19 protein-coding genes are annotated in these 19,152 nt (G+C 71.5%); 7 read left to right on the top strand and 12 right to left on the bottom strand.

Annotated features, from left to right (window positions below):
• Positions 1-16: 16 nt before the first annotated feature.
• Positions 17-688: an EcsC family protein gene (locus FHR37_RS09435; RefSeq protein ID WP_237768810.1), complete on the bottom strand. Its 672-nt coding sequence runs from the start codon at positions 686-688 to the stop codon at positions 17-19.
• Between the two features lie 144 nt (positions 689-832).
• On the opposite strand from FHR37_RS09435, the gene FHR37_RS09430 reads away from it, so the two are divergent.
• Positions 833-1,780, top strand: coding sequence for an oxidoreductase (locus tag FHR37_RS09430; protein WP_092883653.1), 948 nt, complete (start codon positions 833-835; stop codon positions 1,778-1,780).
• A 190-nt stretch (positions 1,781-1,970) separates the two neighbouring features.
• Positions 1,971-3,566, top strand: coding sequence for a glycoside hydrolase family 10 protein (locus tag FHR37_RS09425; protein WP_237768809.1), 1,596 nt, complete (start codon positions 1,971-1,973; stop codon positions 3,564-3,566).
• A 115-nt stretch (positions 3,567-3,681) separates the two neighbouring features.
• Here FHR37_RS09425 and FHR37_RS09420 read toward each other — a convergent pair whose 3' ends face one another.
• From FHR37_RS09420 to FHR37_RS09405, 4 genes are all read right to left on the bottom strand, one after another.
• Entirely contained in the window at positions 3,682-3,969 is a 288-nt protein-coding gene (locus FHR37_RS09420; protein ID WP_237768808.1) for a LamG domain-containing protein, read from the bottom strand.
• Positions 3,970-4,561: 592 nt separating this feature from the next.
• A complete protein-coding gene (locus FHR37_RS09415) occupies positions 4,562-4,918 on the bottom strand; it encodes an RNA polymerase-binding protein RbpA (RefSeq protein ID WP_092883652.1) in 357 nt (118 codons plus the stop codon).
• Positions 4,919-5,067: 149 nt separating this feature from the next.
• Positions 5,068-5,301, bottom strand: a complete 234-nt coding sequence (secG, locus tag FHR37_RS09410; protein ID WP_092883651.1) for a preprotein translocase subunit SecG — start codon at positions 5,299-5,301, stop codon at positions 5,068-5,070.
• Positions 5,302-5,479: 178 nt separating this feature from the next.
• Positions 5,480-6,841, bottom strand: coding sequence for an MFS transporter (locus FHR37_RS09405; protein WP_202818102.1), 1,362 nt, complete (start codon positions 6,839-6,841; stop codon positions 5,480-5,482).
• Between the two features lie 226 nt (positions 6,842-7,067).
• On the opposite strand from FHR37_RS09405, the gene pgm reads away from it, so the two are divergent.
• The 3 genes from pgm to FHR37_RS09390 all read left to right on the top strand — a co-directional run bounded on the left by pgm (position 7,068) and on the right by FHR37_RS09390 (position 11,117).
• Positions 7,068-8,711 carry a phosphoglucomutase (alpha-D-glucose-1,6-bisphosphate-dependent) gene (gene pgm, locus FHR37_RS09400; RefSeq protein ID WP_092883650.1) on the top strand — a complete coding sequence of 548 codons (1,644 nt, stop codon included), beginning with the start codon at positions 7,068-7,070 and terminating at the stop codon, positions 8,709-8,711.
• A 119-nt stretch (positions 8,712-8,830) separates the two neighbouring features.
• On the top strand, positions 8,831-9,883 hold the full coding sequence (locus FHR37_RS09395) for a lipoate--protein ligase family protein (protein WP_092883649.1): 1,053 nt from the start codon (positions 8,831-8,833) through the stop codon (positions 9,881-9,883).
• A 262-nt stretch (positions 9,884-10,145) separates the two neighbouring features.
• A complete protein-coding gene (locus FHR37_RS09390) occupies positions 10,146-11,117 on the top strand; it encodes a hypothetical protein (RefSeq protein ID WP_092883648.1) in 972 nt (323 codons plus the stop codon).
• Positions 11,118-11,330: 213 nt separating this feature from the next.
• Here FHR37_RS09390 and FHR37_RS09385 read toward each other — a convergent pair whose 3' ends face one another.
• Complete coding sequence (locus FHR37_RS09385) at positions 11,331-11,942, bottom strand: TetR/AcrR family transcriptional regulator (protein WP_092883647.1); 612 nt, start codon at positions 11,940-11,942, stop codon at positions 11,331-11,333.
• Between the two features lie 87 nt (positions 11,943-12,029).
• On the opposite strand from FHR37_RS09385, the gene FHR37_RS09380 reads away from it, so the two are divergent.
• The gene (locus tag FHR37_RS09380) at positions 12,030-12,908 is read left to right on the top strand and encodes an alpha/beta fold hydrolase (protein ID WP_237768807.1); all 879 of its coding nucleotides are present in this window, start codon (positions 12,030-12,032) and stop codon (positions 12,906-12,908) included.
• Here FHR37_RS09380 and FHR37_RS09375 read toward each other — a convergent pair.
• From FHR37_RS09375 to FHR37_RS09360, 4 genes are all read right to left on the bottom strand, one after another.
• Positions 12,905-13,747 (bottom strand): enoyl-CoA hydratase/isomerase family protein, encoded by an 843-nt coding sequence (locus FHR37_RS09375; RefSeq protein WP_092883645.1) that lies wholly within the window; start codon positions 13,745-13,747, stop codon positions 12,905-12,907. The genes FHR37_RS09380 and FHR37_RS09375 overlap by 4 nt on opposite strands.
• A complete protein-coding gene (locus FHR37_RS09370; RefSeq protein WP_092883644.1) occupies positions 13,744-14,976 on the bottom strand; it encodes a CaiB/BaiF CoA transferase family protein in 1,233 nt (410 codons plus the stop codon). Before FHR37_RS09370 ends, FHR37_RS09375 begins: the two co-directional genes overlap by 4 nt.
• 105 nt (positions 14,977-15,081) lie before the next feature.
• Positions 15,082-15,498, bottom strand: a complete 417-nt coding sequence (locus FHR37_RS33035) for an ABC transporter substrate-binding protein (protein ID WP_092883643.1) — start codon at positions 15,496-15,498, stop codon at positions 15,082-15,084.
• Positions 15,499-15,538: 40 nt separating this feature from the next.
• Positions 15,539-16,288: a GntR family transcriptional regulator gene (locus FHR37_RS09360; RefSeq protein ID WP_237768806.1), complete on the bottom strand. Its 750-nt coding sequence runs from the start codon at positions 16,286-16,288 to the stop codon at positions 15,539-15,541.
• Positions 16,289-16,374: 86 nt separating this feature from the next.
• On the opposite strand from FHR37_RS09360, the gene FHR37_RS09355 reads away from it, so the two are divergent.
• Entirely contained in the window at positions 16,375-17,250 is an 876-nt protein-coding gene (locus FHR37_RS09355; protein WP_092883642.1) for an NAD(P)-dependent oxidoreductase, read from the top strand.
• Here the strand turns inward: FHR37_RS09355 and FHR37_RS09350 are convergent.
• Positions 17,235-17,891 carry a response regulator transcription factor gene (locus tag FHR37_RS09350; protein WP_092883641.1) on the bottom strand — a complete coding sequence of 219 codons (657 nt, stop codon included), beginning with the start codon at positions 17,889-17,891 and terminating at the stop codon, positions 17,235-17,237. The genes FHR37_RS09355 and FHR37_RS09350 overlap by 16 nt on opposite strands.
• Complete coding sequence (locus tag FHR37_RS09345) at positions 17,888-19,090, bottom strand: sensor histidine kinase (protein ID WP_092883640.1); 1,203 nt, start codon at positions 19,088-19,090, stop codon at positions 17,888-17,890. Before FHR37_RS09345 ends, FHR37_RS09350 begins: the two co-directional genes overlap by 4 nt.
• Positions 19,091-19,152: the final 62 nt, after the last annotated feature.

The raw sequence follows: 19,152 nt of genomic DNA, 5'->3' as shown, positions 1-19,152 counted from the left end.
TGCTCCGCTGTGGCTCTCAGCCGCGCTCGGCGGCCTGGTCGGCGCCGAGCTCACGCGGCGCCTGGGGGAAGTGCATCCGGGCGTGCGAGGCGATCCGGTGCATCAGCATCGCGTCGAAGGCGCCGCCGACGACGCCACCCACCACCGGCACCGCGCGACCTAGCCGAGCCAGGCTCTTCTGGCCGACCTGCGCGAACAACCGGAACGCCACCGCCTTGTTGACCATCATCAACGCCGCCGGGGACACGCCCTGCAGGGCGGCCGCGGCGATGCCGTTCACACCGATGCCCGCCTTCGACAACACGGTGCTGGAGTCGTTGCCGGTGAGGGTGAGGAGCACGGTCGTACGGACGGCGTCGTGACTGACGTCGTGGCCGCGCACCGCGGCGATCGCCGCGACCATCCGGGTGGCCACGACGTAGAAGCCCACCACGTTGGCCGAGAGCGCCACCGGAAGCGTCAGGAACCCACCCAGACCGGTGACGAACCCACCGGCGGCGGCGAGCCTGGTGTGCATGGCGACGATCCGGTCGATGGCCTGCTCCGGGTCGTCGGTGGCGGCCAGCGCCCGCTCCGCGGCCTTGCTCGCCGAGGCGAGGTCGCCGCCGCCGTCGATACCGGCGCGCATGAGGTAGCCGATCGCGACGTCGGAGGCCTTGCCGGCGGCACTGTTTCTGAGGAGCTTCACAGCACCCGAGTATGCCTGATCGCCGGACGGTCGCCAGTCGGCCGCGATCCCGGCACCCGGTCACGGGCCGCCTTGGTCCCGCCCCGTTCGCCCTGGTTCGGCCCCCTTCGGCCGGGTGTCGGTGGCGGCGGCGATGATGAGCGCATGGGTTCACCGTCCTGGACTGCCGACCAGATTCCCGACCTCACCGGCCGCACCGCGGTGGTGACCGGAGCCAACGCCGGCCTCGGCTACCACGTCGCGCTCGAGCTGGCGAGGTACGGCGCCGCCGTGGTGCTGGCCTGCCGCGACCTCCGGCGCGGCGAGGCCGCGCTGGCCCGGATCCGGCGCGAGCTCGCCCGCCCGGCCGTCGAGCTGCGCCCGCTCGACCTGGGCGACCTGAGCAGCGTGCGCGGGTTCGCCGCCGACGTCACCGCCGAGCACCCCTCGCTCGACCTGCTGGTCAACAACGCGGGCATCATGGCCCTGCCACGCGCGCTGACCGTCGACGGCTTCGAGCGCCAGCTCGGCGTCAACCACCTCGGCCACTTCGCCCTGACCGGGCTGCTGCTGCCCGCCCTTCTCGCCGCTCCGGAGCCGCGGGTCGTCACCGTCTCCAGCCAGATGCACGCGATGGGCACCATCGACTTCGACGACCTGATGTCCGAACGCAGGTACGGCCCGTGGAAGGCGTACGGGCAGAGCAAGCTGGCCAACCTGCTGTTCACGTTCGAGCTGCAGCGCCGGGCCGATCGGGCGGGCATGCCGCTGACCAGCGTGGCCACCCACCCCGGATACGCCGCCACCAACCTGCAGAACGCCGCCGCGCAGACCCGGCGCCGGGCCTGGGTGCGGCACGCGAGCGCTGCCGTCACCCGGCTCGTCGCCCAGCCCGCCGCCCAGGGCGCGCTGACCACGTTGTACGCCGCGACGATGCCCGACGTGCGCGGCGGGGAGTTCTTCGGCCCGGACTCCTTCGGCGGTTCCCGCGGCCATCCCACCAGGGTGAAGGCCACGGCCAAGGCATACGACCCCGAGACCGCCGCCCGGCTGTGGGAGCGGTCCGAGCAGCTCACCGGCGTGGCGGTCGAGGGGCTGGATTCGTCGCCGTGAACGATAGACGCGTCACGACTCTCACCGGCACAATTCCTTCGAAACGCCGTCGTCCGAGGGGGTACCCGTGGTCCACGAGTCCGGTTTCGCAGAGTCGTCCGATGAGTCGTCCGCACAGTCGCCGGCACAGTGGTCAGAGGGGCACGGTCCGCAGCGACCGCACGCGTTGTCCCGCCGCGGCGTTCTGGGCGTGGGCCTGGGCGCCGCGTTCGCGTCGGTGTCCGGGGGGCTCGCGCTCGGCGCCTCCCCCGCCGCGGCCGCCGCGGGTACCGGCGTGAGCCACGCCGCCGCCGACTGCCCGGCGCCGGATCCGGCCATGCCCAAGCGCCAGTTCCGCGCGGTGTGGATCGCGAGTGTGGCCAACATCGACTGGCCCTCCCGTCCCGGGCTCAGTGTTGCCGAACAGCAGGCCGAATACCGCGCCCTGCTGGACGACGCCGAACGCAACCGGTTCAACGCGGTCGTGGTCCAGGTCAGGCCGACCGCCGACGCGTTCTGGCCGTCGCCGTACGAACCCTGGTCGTCCTGGTTGACCGGCACCCAGGGACGCGATCCCGGCTACGACCCGCTGGAGTTCGCGGTCCGGGAGGCGCACGCGCGCAACCTGGAGTTCCACGCGTGGTTCAACCCCTACCGCGTGAGCATGGGGACCGACCCGTCCGTCCTCACCCCCGACCACCCCGCCCGGAAGCACCCGGACTGGATCGTGGCCTACGGCGGGAAGCTCTACTACAACCCCGGCATTCCGGAGGTCCGCCGCTTCTGCGAGGACGCGATCATGGACGCGGTGCGGCGGTACGACATCGACGGAGTGCACTTCGACGACTACTTCTACCCCTACCCGGTGGGCACGACGCCGTTCGACGACGACGCGACGTACGAGCGGTACGGCGACGGCTTCGCCGACAAGGCGTCCTGGCGGCGGCACAACATCGACCTGCTGATCCAGGAGCTGGGTGCGGCGATCAAGGACGCCAAGCCGTGGGTGAAGTTCGGCGTCAGCCCGTTCGCGGTGTGGCGCAACCAGGCCACCGACCCGGAAGGCTCGGCCACCACGGCGGGGGCCCAGACCTACGACGACCTCGCGGCCGACACCCGCAAGTGGGTGCGGGAGGAGTGGATCGACTACATCGCTCCGCAGGTCTACTGGAGCATCGGCTTCGCGCCGGCCGACTACGCCGTGCTGATCCCGTGGTGGTCGGAGCAGGTCGAGGGCACCGACGTCCAGCTCTTCATCGGCCAGGCCACCTACAAGGTCGGCACGTCCACCCAGTCGCCGGAGTGGTCCGATCCACGGGAGATGAGCCGGCACCTCACCTTCAACCGCGACTACCCCGAGGTGCTCGGCGACGTGTACTTCAGCGCCAAGGACGTCCGGGCCAACCGGCTGAGCCACATGGACATCGTGCGCGCCGAGCACTACTCCCGGCCCGCGCTGATTCCGGTGGCCGAGCAGTTGGGCGGGCACGCGCCCGCCCAGCCGCTGCTTTCCGCCGCCGAGCCGGTCGCGGACGGGATCCGGCTGACCTGGGTGGCCCGTCCGCCGGGCGGGCCCGCACCCACCTCGTACGCCGTCTACCGGTTCGACGGGCGAGCCACCGTGGACACCTGCGACCTCGCCGACGCGCACGGCCTGGTGGCGACGGTCCGCGACACCGGAGCGAGCCGGCAGACGTTCGTCGACACCACGGCGGGCACGGGGCAGACCTACACCTACGTCGTCACCGCGCTCGACCGGATCCAGCACGAGAGCGAGCCGAGCCGCAGCCGCACCGTCCGCCGCTGACACCGCTTCGTCGGTTGCCGAGCACGCGTGAGCGGGACGAGGCGGGAAGACCCACGGGGCCCAGAGCACCCGCAGGTCTTCCCGCCTCACCGAACTTCCTCGCCTGTCGGCAGCGTCAGTTGGGGTCGACGCGCTCGAACGGCAGCCACAGCGCCAGGCCGCGGCGGCCCGAGAGGTTCGTCTCGTACAGCCGGGTGATCTCCGAAGGCGACAACGCGCGGCGATAGACCCGCACCTCGTCCAGCGAGCCTCGGAACCGGCTGGTCCCGTCCACCCGCTCACCGATGTGGATGCCCTGGACGCCGAACTCCTTTCCCTCGGTGACCGACCCCGCCGGCGAGGTGGCGGCCGCGACCTGGACACCGTCCACCCACATCAGGAAACGCCGCCCGACCCGCTGCACTCACCGCATCCGCCGGTGCCGGTGGGGCCGCCCGAGCCGGGCTCGTCGCGGCCAGGCCGAGACTGGCGGCGGTCAGGCTGGCGGCGAGGACGGCACGTCGCCTGCTCCTGCCGCGGGTGGGGAACGCCCCGCGGCGTTCGTGGGCTGGTGAGGTGGCCATGGCGGCTCCTCGATCGTCGTCGGCCGAACCCGGGTGCCGTGGGACCGGCACGGCGGTGCCACGACGCCGGACGTGGGACATGGGATGTCCTGACCTGCTCAGTAGAGCGGGTGAGAAGCAGGCGCACAAGGACGCGGGCACCGACCTGGCCGGGGCCGGACGCAAAGACTCGATCGCGACGCCGAGTCACGAGGAACCGAGGTCACCTGAACCCGAGGTGATGTCGAACAGGGCGCTCACATGCCGATGGCCGGTCGCGTGGATCACGCGACCGGCCATCGGAACGTGTATCGGAACGGGGGCGGGTCGGAACGGACGGCCCGGCGTCGGGCTCGAGCCGACCCCGCCGATCAGGGGACGATCAGGGGAACGGAGTCGACCTGAGGCCCACCACTCACCGAACGGACTGCGGACCTACCGGCCCACGCCGGCTCAGAGGATGACTTCGCCCCGGTTCACCCGGCCGCGCAGCTGCTGAAGGGCCTCCTCCAGGATCTGGCGGGCCTCCTCCTCGCTACGGCGTTCCTTCACGTAGGCCAGGTGTGTCTTGTACGGCTCGTTGCGCGGCACCGGCGGGGGGTTGCCGGAGTCGACGCTGGCCGGCAGACCGCATCGCGGACAGTCCCAGGAGTCCGGAATCTGCGCCTCGATCGCGAAGCTCGGCCGGGTCTCGTGCCCGTTGGCGCACCAGTAGGTGACGCGACGGCGTGGAGCGGTGTCACCCCGCTCGGCCTCTCCCATCGGACCGGCACCGACCCGGCTTCCTCGAATGGCGCTGCCACTTGCCACGGACGATCTCCCTCGTACGGAATGACTGACGTGCCGACCGATGGATGCTGACATCGGCGTTATATCGGATTCGAGGAAACGGTCGGGCTTTACGTCGATGGTCTGGTGGTGAAACTGCGAAAGCCTGGCTGGAATCGGGTGAGAGGAGACTAGCTGAACTTGAGCAACAAACCGAGCGCCACGATGCAGGCGAACCAGATGAGGCCCATACCGACCGTGATGCGGTCGAGGTTGCGCTCGGCGATGGAGGAGCCACCCAGGCTCGACGTCACCCCTCCACCGAACAGGTCGGACAAACCGCCGCCCCGCCCTTTGTGGAGCAGGACCAGCAGCACGAGCACGAGGCTCGTGAGGATCAGCAGGATCGAAAGCGCGGTGACCACGTTCCGGTGAACCCCTTTGTCAGACGACGCCGATTGTCAGCCGAGCCGAATGACCGGCTCTCTTCGAGGAAACCAGACTACGACACACCTGGGCAGGTTGCCGCCCCCGGCACCGCCCGGGTGTTTCCGCGGGGTGAGCCGGACCCGGCGGCCGGGCCTGACCGGATCACGAAAGGGCTCAGCCGACCGGCGTCTGAGCGGCGCGGGCGGCGCGCACCTCGCGTTCGTGGATCGCGTGCTCGTCGGTGCGGTCGTCGTAGCGCCAGAAGTCGTGCAGCCAGGCGGCCACCAGCCCGACGCCGAGGACGCACAGTGCGCCACCGCTCACGATCGCGGTTCGCACACTGGTGGCGTCGGCGACCAGACCGGCGCGCGCCTCGCCGCCGAGCGGCCCGATGGAGTACGACAGCATCTCGATCCCGGCGAGCCGGCCCCGGCGTTCGTCGGGAATCGTCTGGTTCCAGATCACGCTCCGGAACAGTCCGCTCACCATGTCGGCGGCTCCGGCCACCGCCAGGGCGACCACGGCGAGCCACACCGACGGCGAGAGTCCGGCGAGCACCACCGCCGCACCCCAGGTCGCCGCCGCGAGCACCACCGCGCGGCCGTGGTGGTGGACCCGCGCGACCCAGCCGCTGGTCGCGGTGGCCAGCAGCGACCCGACGGTGCCGGCGGAGTACAGCAGGCCCAGTGCGGCGGGTTCACGCAGCACGTCGGCGGCGAACGCCGGGAACAGCACGGTCGGCATCGCCAGGAACATCGCGGTGAGGTCGACGATGTAGGTGCCGAGCAGGTCGCGACGGCGTACGGCGTAGGACAGCCCGTCGCCGATCTCGCGTACGGTCGCCGCGATCCCGGAGCTGATCGCCCTCGCCACCGGAGGGCAGGGCCGCAGGCCGGCGAAGATCGCCGTGGCCACGGCCAGCCCCGCGACGTCCACGGCGTACGCCCAGGCCGCTCCCCCGGACGCCAGGATCAGCCCGCCGAGGGTGGGCCCGGCCAGCATGCTCACCTGCACGCCGATCGAGCTGAGCGCGACCGCGGCCGGAAGCTGGTCGTGCCCGACCACCCGCGGAATGAGCGCCTCCCGGCTCGGCCGCTGCAGCGCCTGGGCCACCGCGAGCAGCGCGCCCACGGCGTAGATCGCCGCGACCGACGGGTCGTCGAGAGCGGCGTTCGCGAGGAGTACGGCGGTGAGCAGGCACTGCCCGAGGCCGGTGCCCACCAGCACCTTGCGCCGGTCCGCGCGGTCGGCCAGCGCGCCGCCGTACAACCCGCAGACGACCAGCGGGACCAGCTGCACCAGGCCGAGCGCTCCGACGGCGAAGTTGGAGCCGGTGAGGTGGTAGAGCTGGTAGGGCAAAGCGACGTACGAGACCATCCCCCCCAGGTAGAACACCGTTCCGGCGATCCACAGCAGGCGGAAGTCACGGGAGGTGCGCAGCGGGGTGAGGTCGGGCCACAGCGCGGTCAGCCGGCGGCGCCATCCCGTGGGGCCCTGCCCACCGGGTGCCGCCTCGGTGGGACGAGGACCTGTCACAAGGTGCCATTCTGCGGTGCGCGCCCGCTCGGTCGCCACCGGGATTCGCCGCCGTGGCCGCAGGCAGCCAGAGCCGCGGGCAGCCGGTGTCCGTGCCCGTGGCCGCAGGCAGCCAGGAGCGCGGACGGGTCGGCACGTGTGGTGCGCCTCCGGCTGGCAGGCTGGACCCGAGCAGCCGGAGCGCCGGCTCCGCTGACCACCCGAGTTCGAGGAGAGGGACGAGCCGATGAGCGTCGACGCACGTGCCGGGCAGCCCGCCGAGGAATCCGACCTCGTGGACGTCGCCCACCTGGTCACCGCCTACTACGCCGGGCACCCCGACGCCGAGGTGGCCGACCAGCAGGTGTCGTTCGGTACGTCCGGCCATCGCGGGTCGAGCCTGTCCCTGTCGTTCAACGACGACCACATCGCCGCGGTCAGCCAGGCCATCTGCGAGCACCGCGCGAACGCCGGCGTCACCGGACCGCTGTTCCTCGCCCGGGACACCCACGCCCTGTCCGAGCCGGCATGGACCACCGCGCTGGAGGTGTTCGCGGCCAACGACGTGACCGTGCTGATCGACGCCCGCGACGGCTACACGCCGACGCCGGCGCTGTCGCACGCGATCCTCACCCACAACCGCGACCGCACCGAGGGCCTCGCCGACGGCGTGGTCGTGACCCCGTCGCACAACCCGCCCGCGGACGGCGGGTTCAAGTACAACCCGCCGAACGGCGGACCTGCCGACACCGACATCACGAAGTGGATCCAGAACCGCGCGAACGAGATCGTCCGCGCCGGGCTGTCCGACGTACGCCGGATCCCGTTCGCCCGGGCGCGGGCGGCCGACACCACCGACCGGTACGACTTCCTCGACGCCTACGTGCGCGACCTCCCGGCCGTCGTGGACCTCGCGGCGATCCGGTCGGCGGGGGTGCGGATCGGCGCGGACCCGCTGGGCGGGGCGAGCGTCGCCTACTGGGGCGAGATCGGTGAGCGGTACGGGCTGGACCTCACCGTGGTCAACCCGGTCGCGGACCCGACCTGGCGGTTCATGACGCTGGACTGGGACGGCAAGATCCGGATGGACTGCTCCTCGCCGCACGCGATGGCCTCGCTGATCGGCAAGCGTGAGGCGTACCAGATCGCCACCGGCAACGATGCCGACGCCGACCGGCACGGCATCGTCACCCCCGACGGGCTGATGAACCCCAACCACTACCTCGCGGTGGCGATCTCCTACCTGTTCGGCCACCGGGACGGCTGGCCCGGCGGCGCGGCGGTCGGCAAGACGCTGGTCAGCTCCTCGATGATCGACCTGGTGGCCGACGACCTCGGCCGCACGCTGCTGGAGGTCCCGGTGGGCTTCAAGTGGTTCGTGCCGGGGCTGCTCGACGGCTCGGTGGGCTTCGGCGGCGAGGAGAGCGCGGGCGCGTCGTTCCTGCGTACCGACGGAACGGTCTGGACCACCGACAAGGACGGCCTGATCCTGGCCCTGCTCGCCTCGGAGATCCAGGCGGTCACCGGCCGCTCCCCCAGCGAGCACTACGCCGACCTGACGGCGAGGTTCGGCGAGCCGGCGTACGCCCGGGTGGACGCGCCCGCCAACCGCGAGCAGAAGGCCGCCCTGGGCAAACTCGCGCCCGAGCAGGTCACCGCCACCGAGCTCGCCGGTGAGGAGATCACCGCCAAGCTCACCACGGCGCCGGGCAACGACGCACCGATCGGCGGCCTCAAGGTGACGACGCGCAGTGCGTGGTTCGCCGCCCGGCCCTCCGGCACCGAGGACGTCTACAAGATCTACGCCGAGTCGTTCCAGGGACCCGAACACCTGGCGGAGGTGCAGAAGGAGGCCCGCGCGGTCGTCGACGCCGTCCTCGAGGGCGCCTGAGGCGAACCGGCCGACGGGCCGACGGGCCGACGGGAAGGACCTCGGCGTCCGCCGACGTTGACACCGACGGCGGCGGACGCAGCGGGTGCCGACCGCGAACAGGACAGGCAGGTGGCGAAGTGCACGGTGAGTACAAGGTGCCGGGCGGCAAGCTGGTGGTCGCCGACCTCGACGTCGCCGGCGGCGTGCTGGCGGACGTCCGGGTCAGCGGTGACTTCTTCCTCGAACCCGACGAGGCACTGGACGCGATCAACGCCGCACTGACCGGGCTGCCCGCCACCGCCGACACCCGGGTGCTGGCCGAACGCGTGGACGCCGGGCTCGGCCCCGACGCCGTACTCCTCGGCTTCTCCGCCCAGGCGGTGGCGATCGCGGTCCGCCGCGCCCTGGCCCGGGCCACCGAGTGGCACGACCACGACTGGCACCTGGTCCACGAGGGACCGCAGGACCCGGCGATGCACATGGCGATCGACGAGGTGCTGGCCGTGGACGTCGCCGCCGGACGCCGCCCGCCGACACTGCGGATCTGGGAGTGGGCGAAGCCCTGTGTGGTGATCGGCAGCTTCCAGTCGCTGCGCAACGAGGTCGACGGCGAGGGCGCCCACCGGCACGGCATCGAGGTGGTCCGGCGGATCAGCGGTGGCGGCGCGATGTTCATCGAGCCGGGCAACACCATCACGTACTCGCTGTACGCGCCGACGTCGCTCATCGACGGGATGTCGTTCGCGGACTCCTACGCCTACCTCGACGACTGGGTGCTCGGGGCGTTCAACGAGGACCTCGGCGTGCGCGCGTGGTACCAACCGCTCAACGACATCACCTCCGACGGCGGCAAGATCGGCGGGGCGGCGCAGAAGCGGCTGGCCACCGGCTCGGTCCTGCACCACGTGACGATGGCCTACGACATCGACGCCGACAAGATGCTGGAAGTCCTCCGCATCGGCCGGGAAAAGCTGTCGGACAAGGGAACGACCAGCGCGGGCAAGCGAGTGGACCCCCTTCGGCGCCAGACCGGGTTGCCGCGGACGGAGATCGTCGACAGGATGGTCGCGCACTTCCGCAGGCGTTACGGCCTTGTCAACGACACCTTGACGGCGAACGAGCAGCAGGCAGCCGCCGATCTGGTGGCGACGAAGTTCGGCACCGCCGAATGGACCGCGCGCATTCCCTGACCGGCATTTTCGCAGCGCTCGAACGAGGTTGCGGACGCGACGGCCGGTGGCCGGTGCGCGGCTCGCCGACGTCTGAATGTGGCGGCACGATGTCCGTTTGGTGCGGAACGGACGTCCGATTCCGGAAGCATATGGAACCAAGCTTCACATAGCGGACCTTTCGTGAAAGATGATGTTCGTCCGTACGGGGGGGATGTTCGTTCTTGCACTACCGCGTTCCTCCAGGCGGACCACCACCACTTACCGGGGAGGACCGCACCATATGAAGCTACGAAGTGCAATCGCCGCGACGTCTCTGGTCGCAGCGGGCGGGATCGCGTTCGCGATGCCGGCCAACGCCGACCTCGTGACCAGCTGCGTCGGTGAGGGCGGTGCCGTTACGGTTCCGGGTGACCTGGTTGTTCCGGCGGGCAAGGCCTGCTGGCTCAACGGCACCACCGTCGAGGGCAACGTCCGGGTAGCGGCCGGTGCCGATCTGATCGTGGACGGTGCGACGTTCAAGGGCACCGTCGCGGTGGCGAAGGACGGCTACATCGACACCACCGACACCACGATCGCCAAGAACGTCTCGGCCAGCAACGCGTTCGGGTCGTACTTCTACGGCAGCAACGTCGGTGGCGCGGTCAACGCCAACGCCGACCAGGGCGCTGAGCAGGACGGGTTCGTCTACGCCGTCGACTCCAAGGTCACCGGCCGGGTCAACGCGGCGGTCCCGGGCGAGGTCGTCATCGACGGCACACAGGTCGGTGGCGCTCTCACCGGCCAGGGCACGCGTTACCTGGACGTCTACAACTCCACGATCGGCGGCAAGCTGACGGTCGCCGGCAACAAGGAGGGCTCGGTCTTCTGCGAGAGCGAGGTCTACGGGGACGCCAGCTACACCGGCAACTCCGACACCCTGCAGCTGGGCGGCGACGGGCCGCTGGCTCCGTGCTCCGGCACCAGCTACTGGGGTGGCAACGTGGACGTCTCCAACAACACCGCGACCGTCGTGGTGAGCAACAACATCGTGCGCGGCAACCTGTCCGGCACCGGGAACGACCCGGCCCCGACCGGTGAGAACAACCGCGTGCGTGGCACGGTGTCGGGTCAGTTCGAGAACCTCCAGGCCCCGGCCGCGATGCGGACGATGGCCGCGCCGCAGGACCGCAAGGCCGACCTCTCCGGTGAGGTCAAGGAGCGCCGGGCGGACGCGCAGGCCGAGGCCAAGGCGGCCGGCAAGGCTCGGCTCTGACGGTTGCCCTGCGACTCGCACGGCACCAGCTGACACACAGAAGTAGCTGACACACGGAAGTAGCTGAACCAGTACGACGTCACGGCGGCTGCGGCAACACCGTGCAGTCGGCAGTGAGCAGCGGCGGCCGGGTCCTTCGGGGCCCGGCCACCGCGCGCGTTCCGGGCCGGCAGTGGCCGGCGGTGGCGGGCGGAAGCCAGCGGTGGTCGGCGGTCAACCCGCCAGGGCAGCCTCGACAAGCTCCGCGAGGCGGTCGGCCGCCCCGGCGGTGTCGAAGCCGGGGTCCCGGAGGCGCTCGGTGACGATGGCGTCGATCGCGCCGCCGATGATGATCGCCAGTGTCCGCGAGTCGACGCCCGCGCCACCGCGAGCCCGCGCGGCGACGTCGACGAGGTGGGCCAGCGGCCGCCACCGCGCCTGCGTCGCGTGCTCGGCCCCGCCGTGGCTGACCGCCTCGACGATCATGCGCGTGTGGCGCGGATGCCTGTGCAGATGACCGATCATCGACCGTACGTAGGCCGCCGGAGCCGCGAGCTCGCCGGCGGCTTCGGTCGCGGCGGCGACGTCGGTGGCGAGTGCGCCCAGCACCTGGTCGTACGCGGCCTTCACGAGGGTTTCCTTGGTCGCGAAGTGGTAGAGCACCGCCGCCTTGGTGATGCCGGCGGCCTCGGCGATGCCCGCCAGTGACGTACCGGCATGTCCCTTCTCCGCGACCCGATCGATCGTGATGTCGATCAGCTGTGCCCTGCGCGCCCGCTCGGTCAGCGTCAGCGCCCGCGCGTCGCCGTCCGCGGCTCGTCCTGTCGCCGCCCGCCTTGTCGCCACCCCCGCACCTTACCGTAGGGTTGAATTACTTACCGATCGGTCAGGGGGGCGGCAGTGGTGGACACCCGCAGGCGGCGAGGTACTCGCGTGGGTCACTGGGACAGTGCCGAGGGACGGAGGCGGTTCCTGTCCGCCTACGACGCGGCGTTCGCCGCTCTGCCCGAGCCGGCCCGGACCATCGACGTACGCACCGACTACGGCGTCGTCCGCGTCTACCGCTTCGCCGGCACCGGGAACGACACAGCTCCGCTCGTCCTGCTGCCCGGCCGGGCGTCGGCCTCCCCGGTGTGGGCGGACAACCTGCCGTCCCTGCTCCGGCTCGGCGACGTCTACACCGTCGACCTGCTCGGCGAACCCGGGATGAGCGTCCAGGAACACCCGATCAGCACCGACGCCGACCAGGCGGCCTGGCTGCACCAGACCCTGGAAGCCCTGCCGGAGAAGGCGTTCCACCTCGTCGGAATCTCCATCGGCGGCTGGACCGCGGCCAACCTCGCCCTGCGCGAACCCGGACACCTCGCCAGCGTCACGCTCGTCGATCCCGTCTTCGTGTTCGACGACATGCCGCTCGCGACGATCGTCCGGTCCCTGCCGGCGGCGCTGCCGTGGTTGCCGAAGTCCTGGCGGGACGGCTTCAACTCCTACACCGCGGGCGGCGCCCCCGTGAAGGACGTGCCCGTCGCGGACATGATCGAGGCCGGCATGCGGCACTACGCCCTGAAGCTCCCCCAGCCCGGCCGGATCACCGAGGAACGACTCGCCACCCTCGACCTGCCGGTGCTCGCGATCATCGCCGGCCGGTCCGTCATGCACCGCCCCGAGGTCGCCGCCCGAACCGCCGAGCGCGCGCTCCGCCACGGCACGGTCCGGGTCTACCCGGACGCCTCGCACGCCGTCAACGGCGAGTTTCCCGACCGGATCGCCGCCGACGTCGCCACCCTCATCGGCGCGCCGGAGATTGTTTAGGTGCCGGTCCAGGTGGGGCGCCGCTTGGCCACGAACGCCGCCACCCCCGCACGGAAGTCCGCGCTGTCGTAGACGCGGTGCACGAGGTCGGTGTCGTCCGGGACGCGCGCGGCCATGATCCGGCATACGGCCTGCTTGGTGGCCCACATCGTCAGCGGCGCGTGCTCGACCAGCCTGGCGACCAGGGCCTCGGCCGCGGTGTCGACCTCCTCGAGCTCGCAGACCTGCGAGAGGAACCCCGCCGCGGCGACCTCGGTCTCGTCCAGCAGCCTGGCCCGCAGCACCATGTCGAGGGTGCGGGCGGGGCCGAGGTTGTCCACCAGCAGCGCGACCGTGCCGGTGGACAGGCAGTTGCCGACGGTCCGCGCGATCGGTACGCCGAACCGCGCGCCGCGGGCGGCGATCCGCAGGTCGCAGGACGCGGCGATGGCCAGGCCCGCGCCCACGCAGTAGCCGGTGATCACCGCGACGGTCGGCACCCGCACCCCCGCCACCGCCTCCAGCAGCCGGGTCATCCGCCGCTCGTACGCCACCCCGGCGTCGCCGCCGGTGAACTCCGCGAACTGCCCGATGTCGGTGCCCGCGACGAACGCCTCGTCACCGGCGCCCCGCACCACCATCACCCGGATCTCGGTGTCGGACTCTGCCTGTGCGCAGGCGGCCAGCAACCCGTCGTACATCGCCCAGGTCATGGCGTTGCGCCGCTCCGGGCGGTTGAACGTCACCCGCAGCACCGGCCCGTCGCGCTCGACGAGCAGATCCTTGGTGGCTCCCGTGGCTCTGGTGGCTCCCGTGGCTCCGGTGGCTCCGGTGGTTCCCGATGGTTCCGCGTCACTCACTCCGACCGTCCTTCCCGGTCCGGCTCACCGCACCGCACGGCACCGGCGGCTTCCAGTCGCTCGATCTCCGACCTCGCGAATCCCGCCTCGCGCAGGACGTCGCGGCTGTCGGCGCCCAGTGGCGGGCCGGCCGGCCCGCGCACCGGCGGGGTGGCCGACATCCGCATCGGCGAACCGAGCTGGCGTACGTCTCCCAGCGTGGGGTGCGGCGCGTCCCAGTAGTAGCCCCGCTCCCCCAGATGGTCGTCGGTGAACACCTCGGCGTAGTCCGCGATCGGCGCGCACGGGACACCGGCCTTCTCCAGCGCACCCACCAGGACGCCGGTCTGCCAACCGCGGGTTGCGCGCCCGATCACAGGGGTGAGCTCGGACCGCAGCAGCTGCCGCTGGTAGGCGTCGGCGTAGCGCGGGTCGTCGGCCAGTTCACCCAGGCCCAGCACGTCGCAGGCCGCCACCCAGGTGCGCGGTGTGACGGCGCCGAACGTCACCCATCCGTCGGCGGTGGCGAACGCCTGGTAGGGCGCGGTGCTCTGGTGGGCCGAGCCCAGCCGGCCGCCGACCTCACCGGTGGCGAAGTACCTCCCGGCCTCCCAGATGCCCATCGACACCGCAGACTCGAACAGCGACACGTCGACGTGCTGCCCCACCCCGTCGGCACCGCCGGCGTCCCGGGCGCGCAGCGCGGCGACCGCCGCCAGCGCGGCGTACAGACCGCAGGTGAGGTCACACAGGGGTACGCCCACCTTCGCCGGCGGGCCGTCCGGCTCCCCCGTGATGCTCATCAGCCCCGCTCGTGCCTGCGCCATCACGTCCAGGCCGGGCAGGCTCGCCCGCGGGCCGTCCTGCCCCCACCCCGACAGCGACACGTAGACCAGCCGCGGGTTCAGCGCCCGCACGGTCTCGTAGTCGAAGCCGAGCGCGTCCATCGCGCCGGGGCGGAGGTTCTGCAGGAACACGTCGGCGTTCGTGAGCAGCCGTGTCAACACCGCCTTGCCTTCAGGATGCTTGAGGTCGACCGCCACCGAACGCTTGTTGCGGTTGAGCCGGAGGAACGCCGAACCCTCTCCCCGCAGGTACGGCCCGACCTGGCGGGCCGGGTCTCCCCTGCCCGGCGGCTCCACCTTCACCACGTCGGCGCCGAGGTCGGCGAGTTGCATTCCGGCGAACGGCGCGGCCATGAAGACCCCGGCCTCCACCACCCGTACGCCCGAAAGGCTCCCCTGGTCCATGCGCGTTTCCCTTCCCTGCCTGGGTTCACCTGCCCGAGATGCCGGTCATCACCACGCCCCGGATGAAATGCCGCTGGGCGACGAAGAACACGATCAGCACCGGGATCACCAAGAACATCGACGCCGCCATGCTGATGTTCCACGACGGTGGCCGTAGTCCTGCACGATGCTCTGGTGCTGGTGGATCAGATCGGGTACGGCGCCACCGGCCAGCAACGTGGGCAGCTTGGCCATGTAGTCGTCCCAGGCCTCGAAGGTGACGGTGACCTTCGTACCGGAGTTGGCCTTCTCGAAGTCCTTCAGAAAACCCTTGTAGGGCGTGCGTTCCAGCCCCAGGTCGGCCGGGGTGATGAACCGGATCGTGGTGGAACCGGACTTCTCGTCGTCCACCTCGCCGCGAAACGGCGAACACGCCGCGGCCACGGAGGCCAGGCCGCCGGCGGCGAACCCGGCACGGGCCAGGAAACCTCGCCGGGACAGGTCGGGACGTTCGACATCGTGAGGTGCGGAGCTGCCGTGCACGGGCCACCTCTTTCGGGGTGCTGGGCGGGCGTAGCCGTTGTCACCTGCTCACTGCGTCTGATGCGTCTGATGCGTCTGATGTGCCTGGTGCTTCGCGTGCGTCCGGTGCCGTTGGTGCGTCCTGCCGGGGCTGCCGGAAGCCGTGGGTGAACGACCGCTCGCCGTGGTGCGCCAACGCGTGGAGTACGGCGTCGGGATCGCCGGCCTCGATCAGGTCGAGCAGGTCCCGGTGGCGGGCGACGTGGGTGCCGAGGTCCTCGTAGAAGTGCTCGCGGGTGTGGAGGTTCATCGCCATGCACCACAGCTGCTGCTGGTGCAGCGAGTCGTAGATGCCCTCCAGCCGCCGGTGACCGGCCAGGCCGACGATCGCCCGGTGGAACTCGTAGCCCCGCTCGACCAGCTGGGCCCGGTCGGCGCTCTCGGCGCACCGCTGCATTTCGGCCAGCGCCGCCCGGCAGCGGGCCAGCCTGGTGGGATCGGTGACCGGCACCCCCATCTCGACGGCCAGCCGCTCCAGCGAGGACCGCAGCGTGAGGATCTCCACCACGTCGCCGTCGGCCAGCCGGGTCACCGACGCGCCGCGCCGCGGGGTGATCTCGACCAGACCCTCGTGCTGCAGCGTCCGCATCGCCTCGCGCAGCGGCGGCCGGCTGATCCCGAGCTCCTCGGTGAGCCGTTCCTCGATCAGACGTTCGCCGGGTGCCAGCTCACCGGCCAGGATCATCCGGCGTAACTCCTGCGCGGCGAGTTGCACCAGGCTCGGCGGGTCGATGCGGCGACGTCCGGCCACGAAGCGTTTCCCTTCGGCGATTGTGGAAGGCGCTTGCCTGTTGTAGACAATAGTCACCAAGATCACCGCCGACCAGAGGAGACCCCATGGCCGCGCTGCCGAAATCGGCCCGGATCGGGTTCGTCGGACTGGGCAACCTCGGACTCCCGATGGCCACCGCGCTGGTTCGGGCCGGATGGCCGGTCACGGCGTACGACGTCAACTCAAGCACGGTCGCCACGATGGTCGAGCGCGGTGCCGACGGCGCGGACTCCCTCGCCGACCTCGCCGGTTGTCAGGTGCTCGCCCTCGCCGTACCCGACGACGACACCGTGACCGCCGTCCTGGACACCCCCAAGCTGCTCGACCGACTCGCCGACGACGCGCTGGTCGCCGTGCACAGCACCGTGCTGCCCGCGACCGCGCGGGAACTCGGCGACCGTGCCCGGGATCGCTCGCTGGCGTTCCTGGACGCGCCGGTCAGCGGTGGCGCCGAACGCGCCGAGCGGGGGGCGCTCACGGTCATGGTCGGTGCGGACGAGCCGGCGCTCGCGTCCGCCCGGCCGTACCTCGACACCATCGCCGACCAGGTGGTGCACGCCGGTCCGCCGGGGGCGGGCTCCGCGGTGAAGCTCGCGAACCAGCTGATGATGTTCGCCTCCCTGGCCGGCACCCACGAGGCGCTCCGGCTGGCGCAGGCGCACGAGGTTCCGGTGGAGACCGTCCTGGAGGTCGCCCGGACCAGCACCGGCGACTCCTGGCCGGCACGCGAGTGGGGCTTCTTCGACCGCACCGCGCAGGCCTACGACGCCTCGCAGGTGCCCGTCCGGTCCCGGCCGTGGAGCAAGGACCTGTGGGAGGTGGTCGCCGCGGGCCGGGTCGCCGGGGTGACCATGCCGGTGGCCGGGCTGCTGGCCCAGACCCTCGCCGACGTCGTGGAGGAGCACGCGCGACGCGGGTCGCCGGATCACCCGACCCGGTAGCCGACTCCGGGCGTCGTCGCGATGACCGGTGGGTCGCCGAGCTTGCGCCGGAGCCTTCCCACCGTCACCGCCACGGTGTTGGTGAACGGGTCGGCGTTCTCGTCCCACACCTGCTCCAGCAGGGCCTCGGCGCTCAGGAAACCCGGACTCGCCCGCAGCAGCGCCTCCAGCACGGCGAACTCCTTCACCGAGAGGTCGAGGTCCCGCCCGTCGCGGACGGCGGTACGCCGGACCGGATCCAGCTCGATGCCGGCCGCGCGCAGGTGCCTGGGCCGCGCGTCCGGCCTGCGTCGAGCCAGCGCGCGGATGCGCAGGACCAGCTCGGGGAAGTGGAACGGCTTGCCGAGATAGTCGTCCGCGCCCAGGGTCAGCCCGCTGACCCGGTCGCCGGGGGCGCTAGCTGCGGTCAGCATCAGCACCATCGGTCGGTCCGCGCGCTCGCTGACCATCCGGCACAGCGTGTCGCCGTGCAGACCGGGCAGATCCCGGTCCAGGAGCACTACGTCGTACGCGGTGAGGTCGAGCTTGCCGACGGCGGTCAGGCCGTCCCGCGCGAGGTCGACGGCCATCCCCTGGTCGCGCAGCCCTTCCACGACGACGTCGGCGAGGGCGCGTTCGTCTTCGACCACGAGAACCCTCATGCCACCGGAACCCCCGCGACGTTCGCCGGAAGAATGGTCGCGCGGTGGTCGGCAGACCTCGCCGGGAGGGTGACCGACACCCGCAGGCCGCCCTCCGGCCGGGCGAACAGCGCGAGCCGGCCGCCGTGTGCGGCGGCGACAGCGGCCACGATGGACAGACCCAGACCCGAGGAGCCGGTACGCTCGCCGCCGAGCCGCTCGAAGGGGTGCGTCAGCCGGTCGACCTCCCGCTGGTCGAGGACCAGCCCGCCGGTCTCGACGGCGAACACCGTCTCCTGCTCGCCGGCGGACCCGGTGATCGCGATCCACCCGCCGTCCTCGTTGTGGGTCACGGCGTTGTCGACGACGTTGCCCACCAGCCGCGCCAGCAGCGCCGGGCTGCCCTGGATCGCCGTCCCCGGCCGAAGGTCCGCCGTCACCCGCAGCCGCTTCCCCTGTACGTCGGCTGCTCTTTCGCTCAGCGCGCCGTCGATCAGCCCGCCGAGATCCACCACGGCGGTGTCGGGCAGCGGGCCGTGCTGCGCCCGCGCCAGTACGAGGAAGCCGTCCAGCAGGTGATCGACCCGATCGAGCTGGGTCCGCAGACGTTCCGCGAGTGCCACCGTCGAGGCGGGAGGGTCCGGCTTGGCGACCGCGACGTCCAGCGACGCCCGCATCGTCGCCAGCGGTGTCCGGAGGTCGTGGGAGGAGTTGGCGACGAAGCGACGTTGCGCGGTGAACGACGCCTCGAGCCGACCGAGCAAGCCGTCGATGGTGTCGGCGAGTTCCTTCACCTCGTCGGCCGGACCGGACACGCCCAGCCGCCGATCCAGGCTGTCGGCGGAGATGCGCTGCGTGGCACTCGTGATGAGCCGCAACGGCCGCAGAACACGCCTGGCCAGCACCCGACCGAGTAGCAACGCGGCGACCGCCATCACGAGCAGCGCCATCAGCGAGGCCACCAGGAACTGGCGGGACTGCTGTGTGTGCACCGCGCCCAGCTGGTCCTCCAGCTGCCGGATGCGCTGCTGCGCCACGGCGAGGCTGTCCTGGGCGGGGGGATTCCCGCCCGGAACACCCCCGGCCGGGACCGACCTGCTCATGCTGACGTCGGAGAGGAGCAGGGTCAGGCCCAGCAACCCGGCGCCGGACAGGAGGAACACCACCGCGTACAGGATCGTGAAGCGCACGCCCACCGTTCCGCCGCGAAGCCTGGTCATGCCACCAGCATGCCCGGCACCACCTAACAGCGGCATGACAGCATCGGTTCGGGCCGTGTTAC

Origin of the sequence: Actinopolymorpha cephalotaxi (assembly GCF_013408535.1) — a bacterium.
Classification (GTDB): domain Bacteria; phylum Actinomycetota; class Actinomycetes; order Propionibacteriales; family Actinopolymorphaceae; genus Actinopolymorpha; species Actinopolymorpha cephalotaxi.
The sequence above is the reverse complement of the archived record's forward strand: the minus strand, read 5'-3'. Positions and strand labels throughout refer to the sequence as shown.

Coding starts and splice junctions, on each gene's coding strand:
- FHR37_RS09430 (WP_092883653.1), top strand. CDS start 833: ATGGGTTCACCGTCCTGGACTGCCGACCAGATTCCCGACCTCACCGGC.
- pgm (WP_092883650.1), top strand. CDS start 7,068: ATGAGCGTCGACGCACGTGCCGGGCAGCCCGCCGAGGAATCCGACCTC.
- FHR37_RS09390 (WP_092883648.1), top strand. CDS start 10,146: ATGAAGCTACGAAGTGCAATCGCCGCGACGTCTCTGGTCGCAGCGGGC.
- FHR37_RS09370 (WP_092883644.1), bottom strand. CDS start 14,976: ATGGACCAGGGGAGCCTTTCGGGCGTACGGGTGGTGGAGGCCGGGGTC.
- FHR37_RS09355 (WP_092883642.1), top strand. CDS start 16,375: ATGGCCGCGCTGCCGAAATCGGCCCGGATCGGGTTCGTCGGACTGGGC.
- FHR37_RS09350 (WP_092883641.1), bottom strand. CDS start 17,891: ATGAGGGTTCTCGTGGTCGAAGACGAACGCGCCCTCGCCGACGTCGTC.
- FHR37_RS09345 (WP_092883640.1), bottom strand. CDS start 19,090: ATGACCAGGCTTCGCGGCGGAACGGTGGGCGTGCGCTTCACGATCCTG.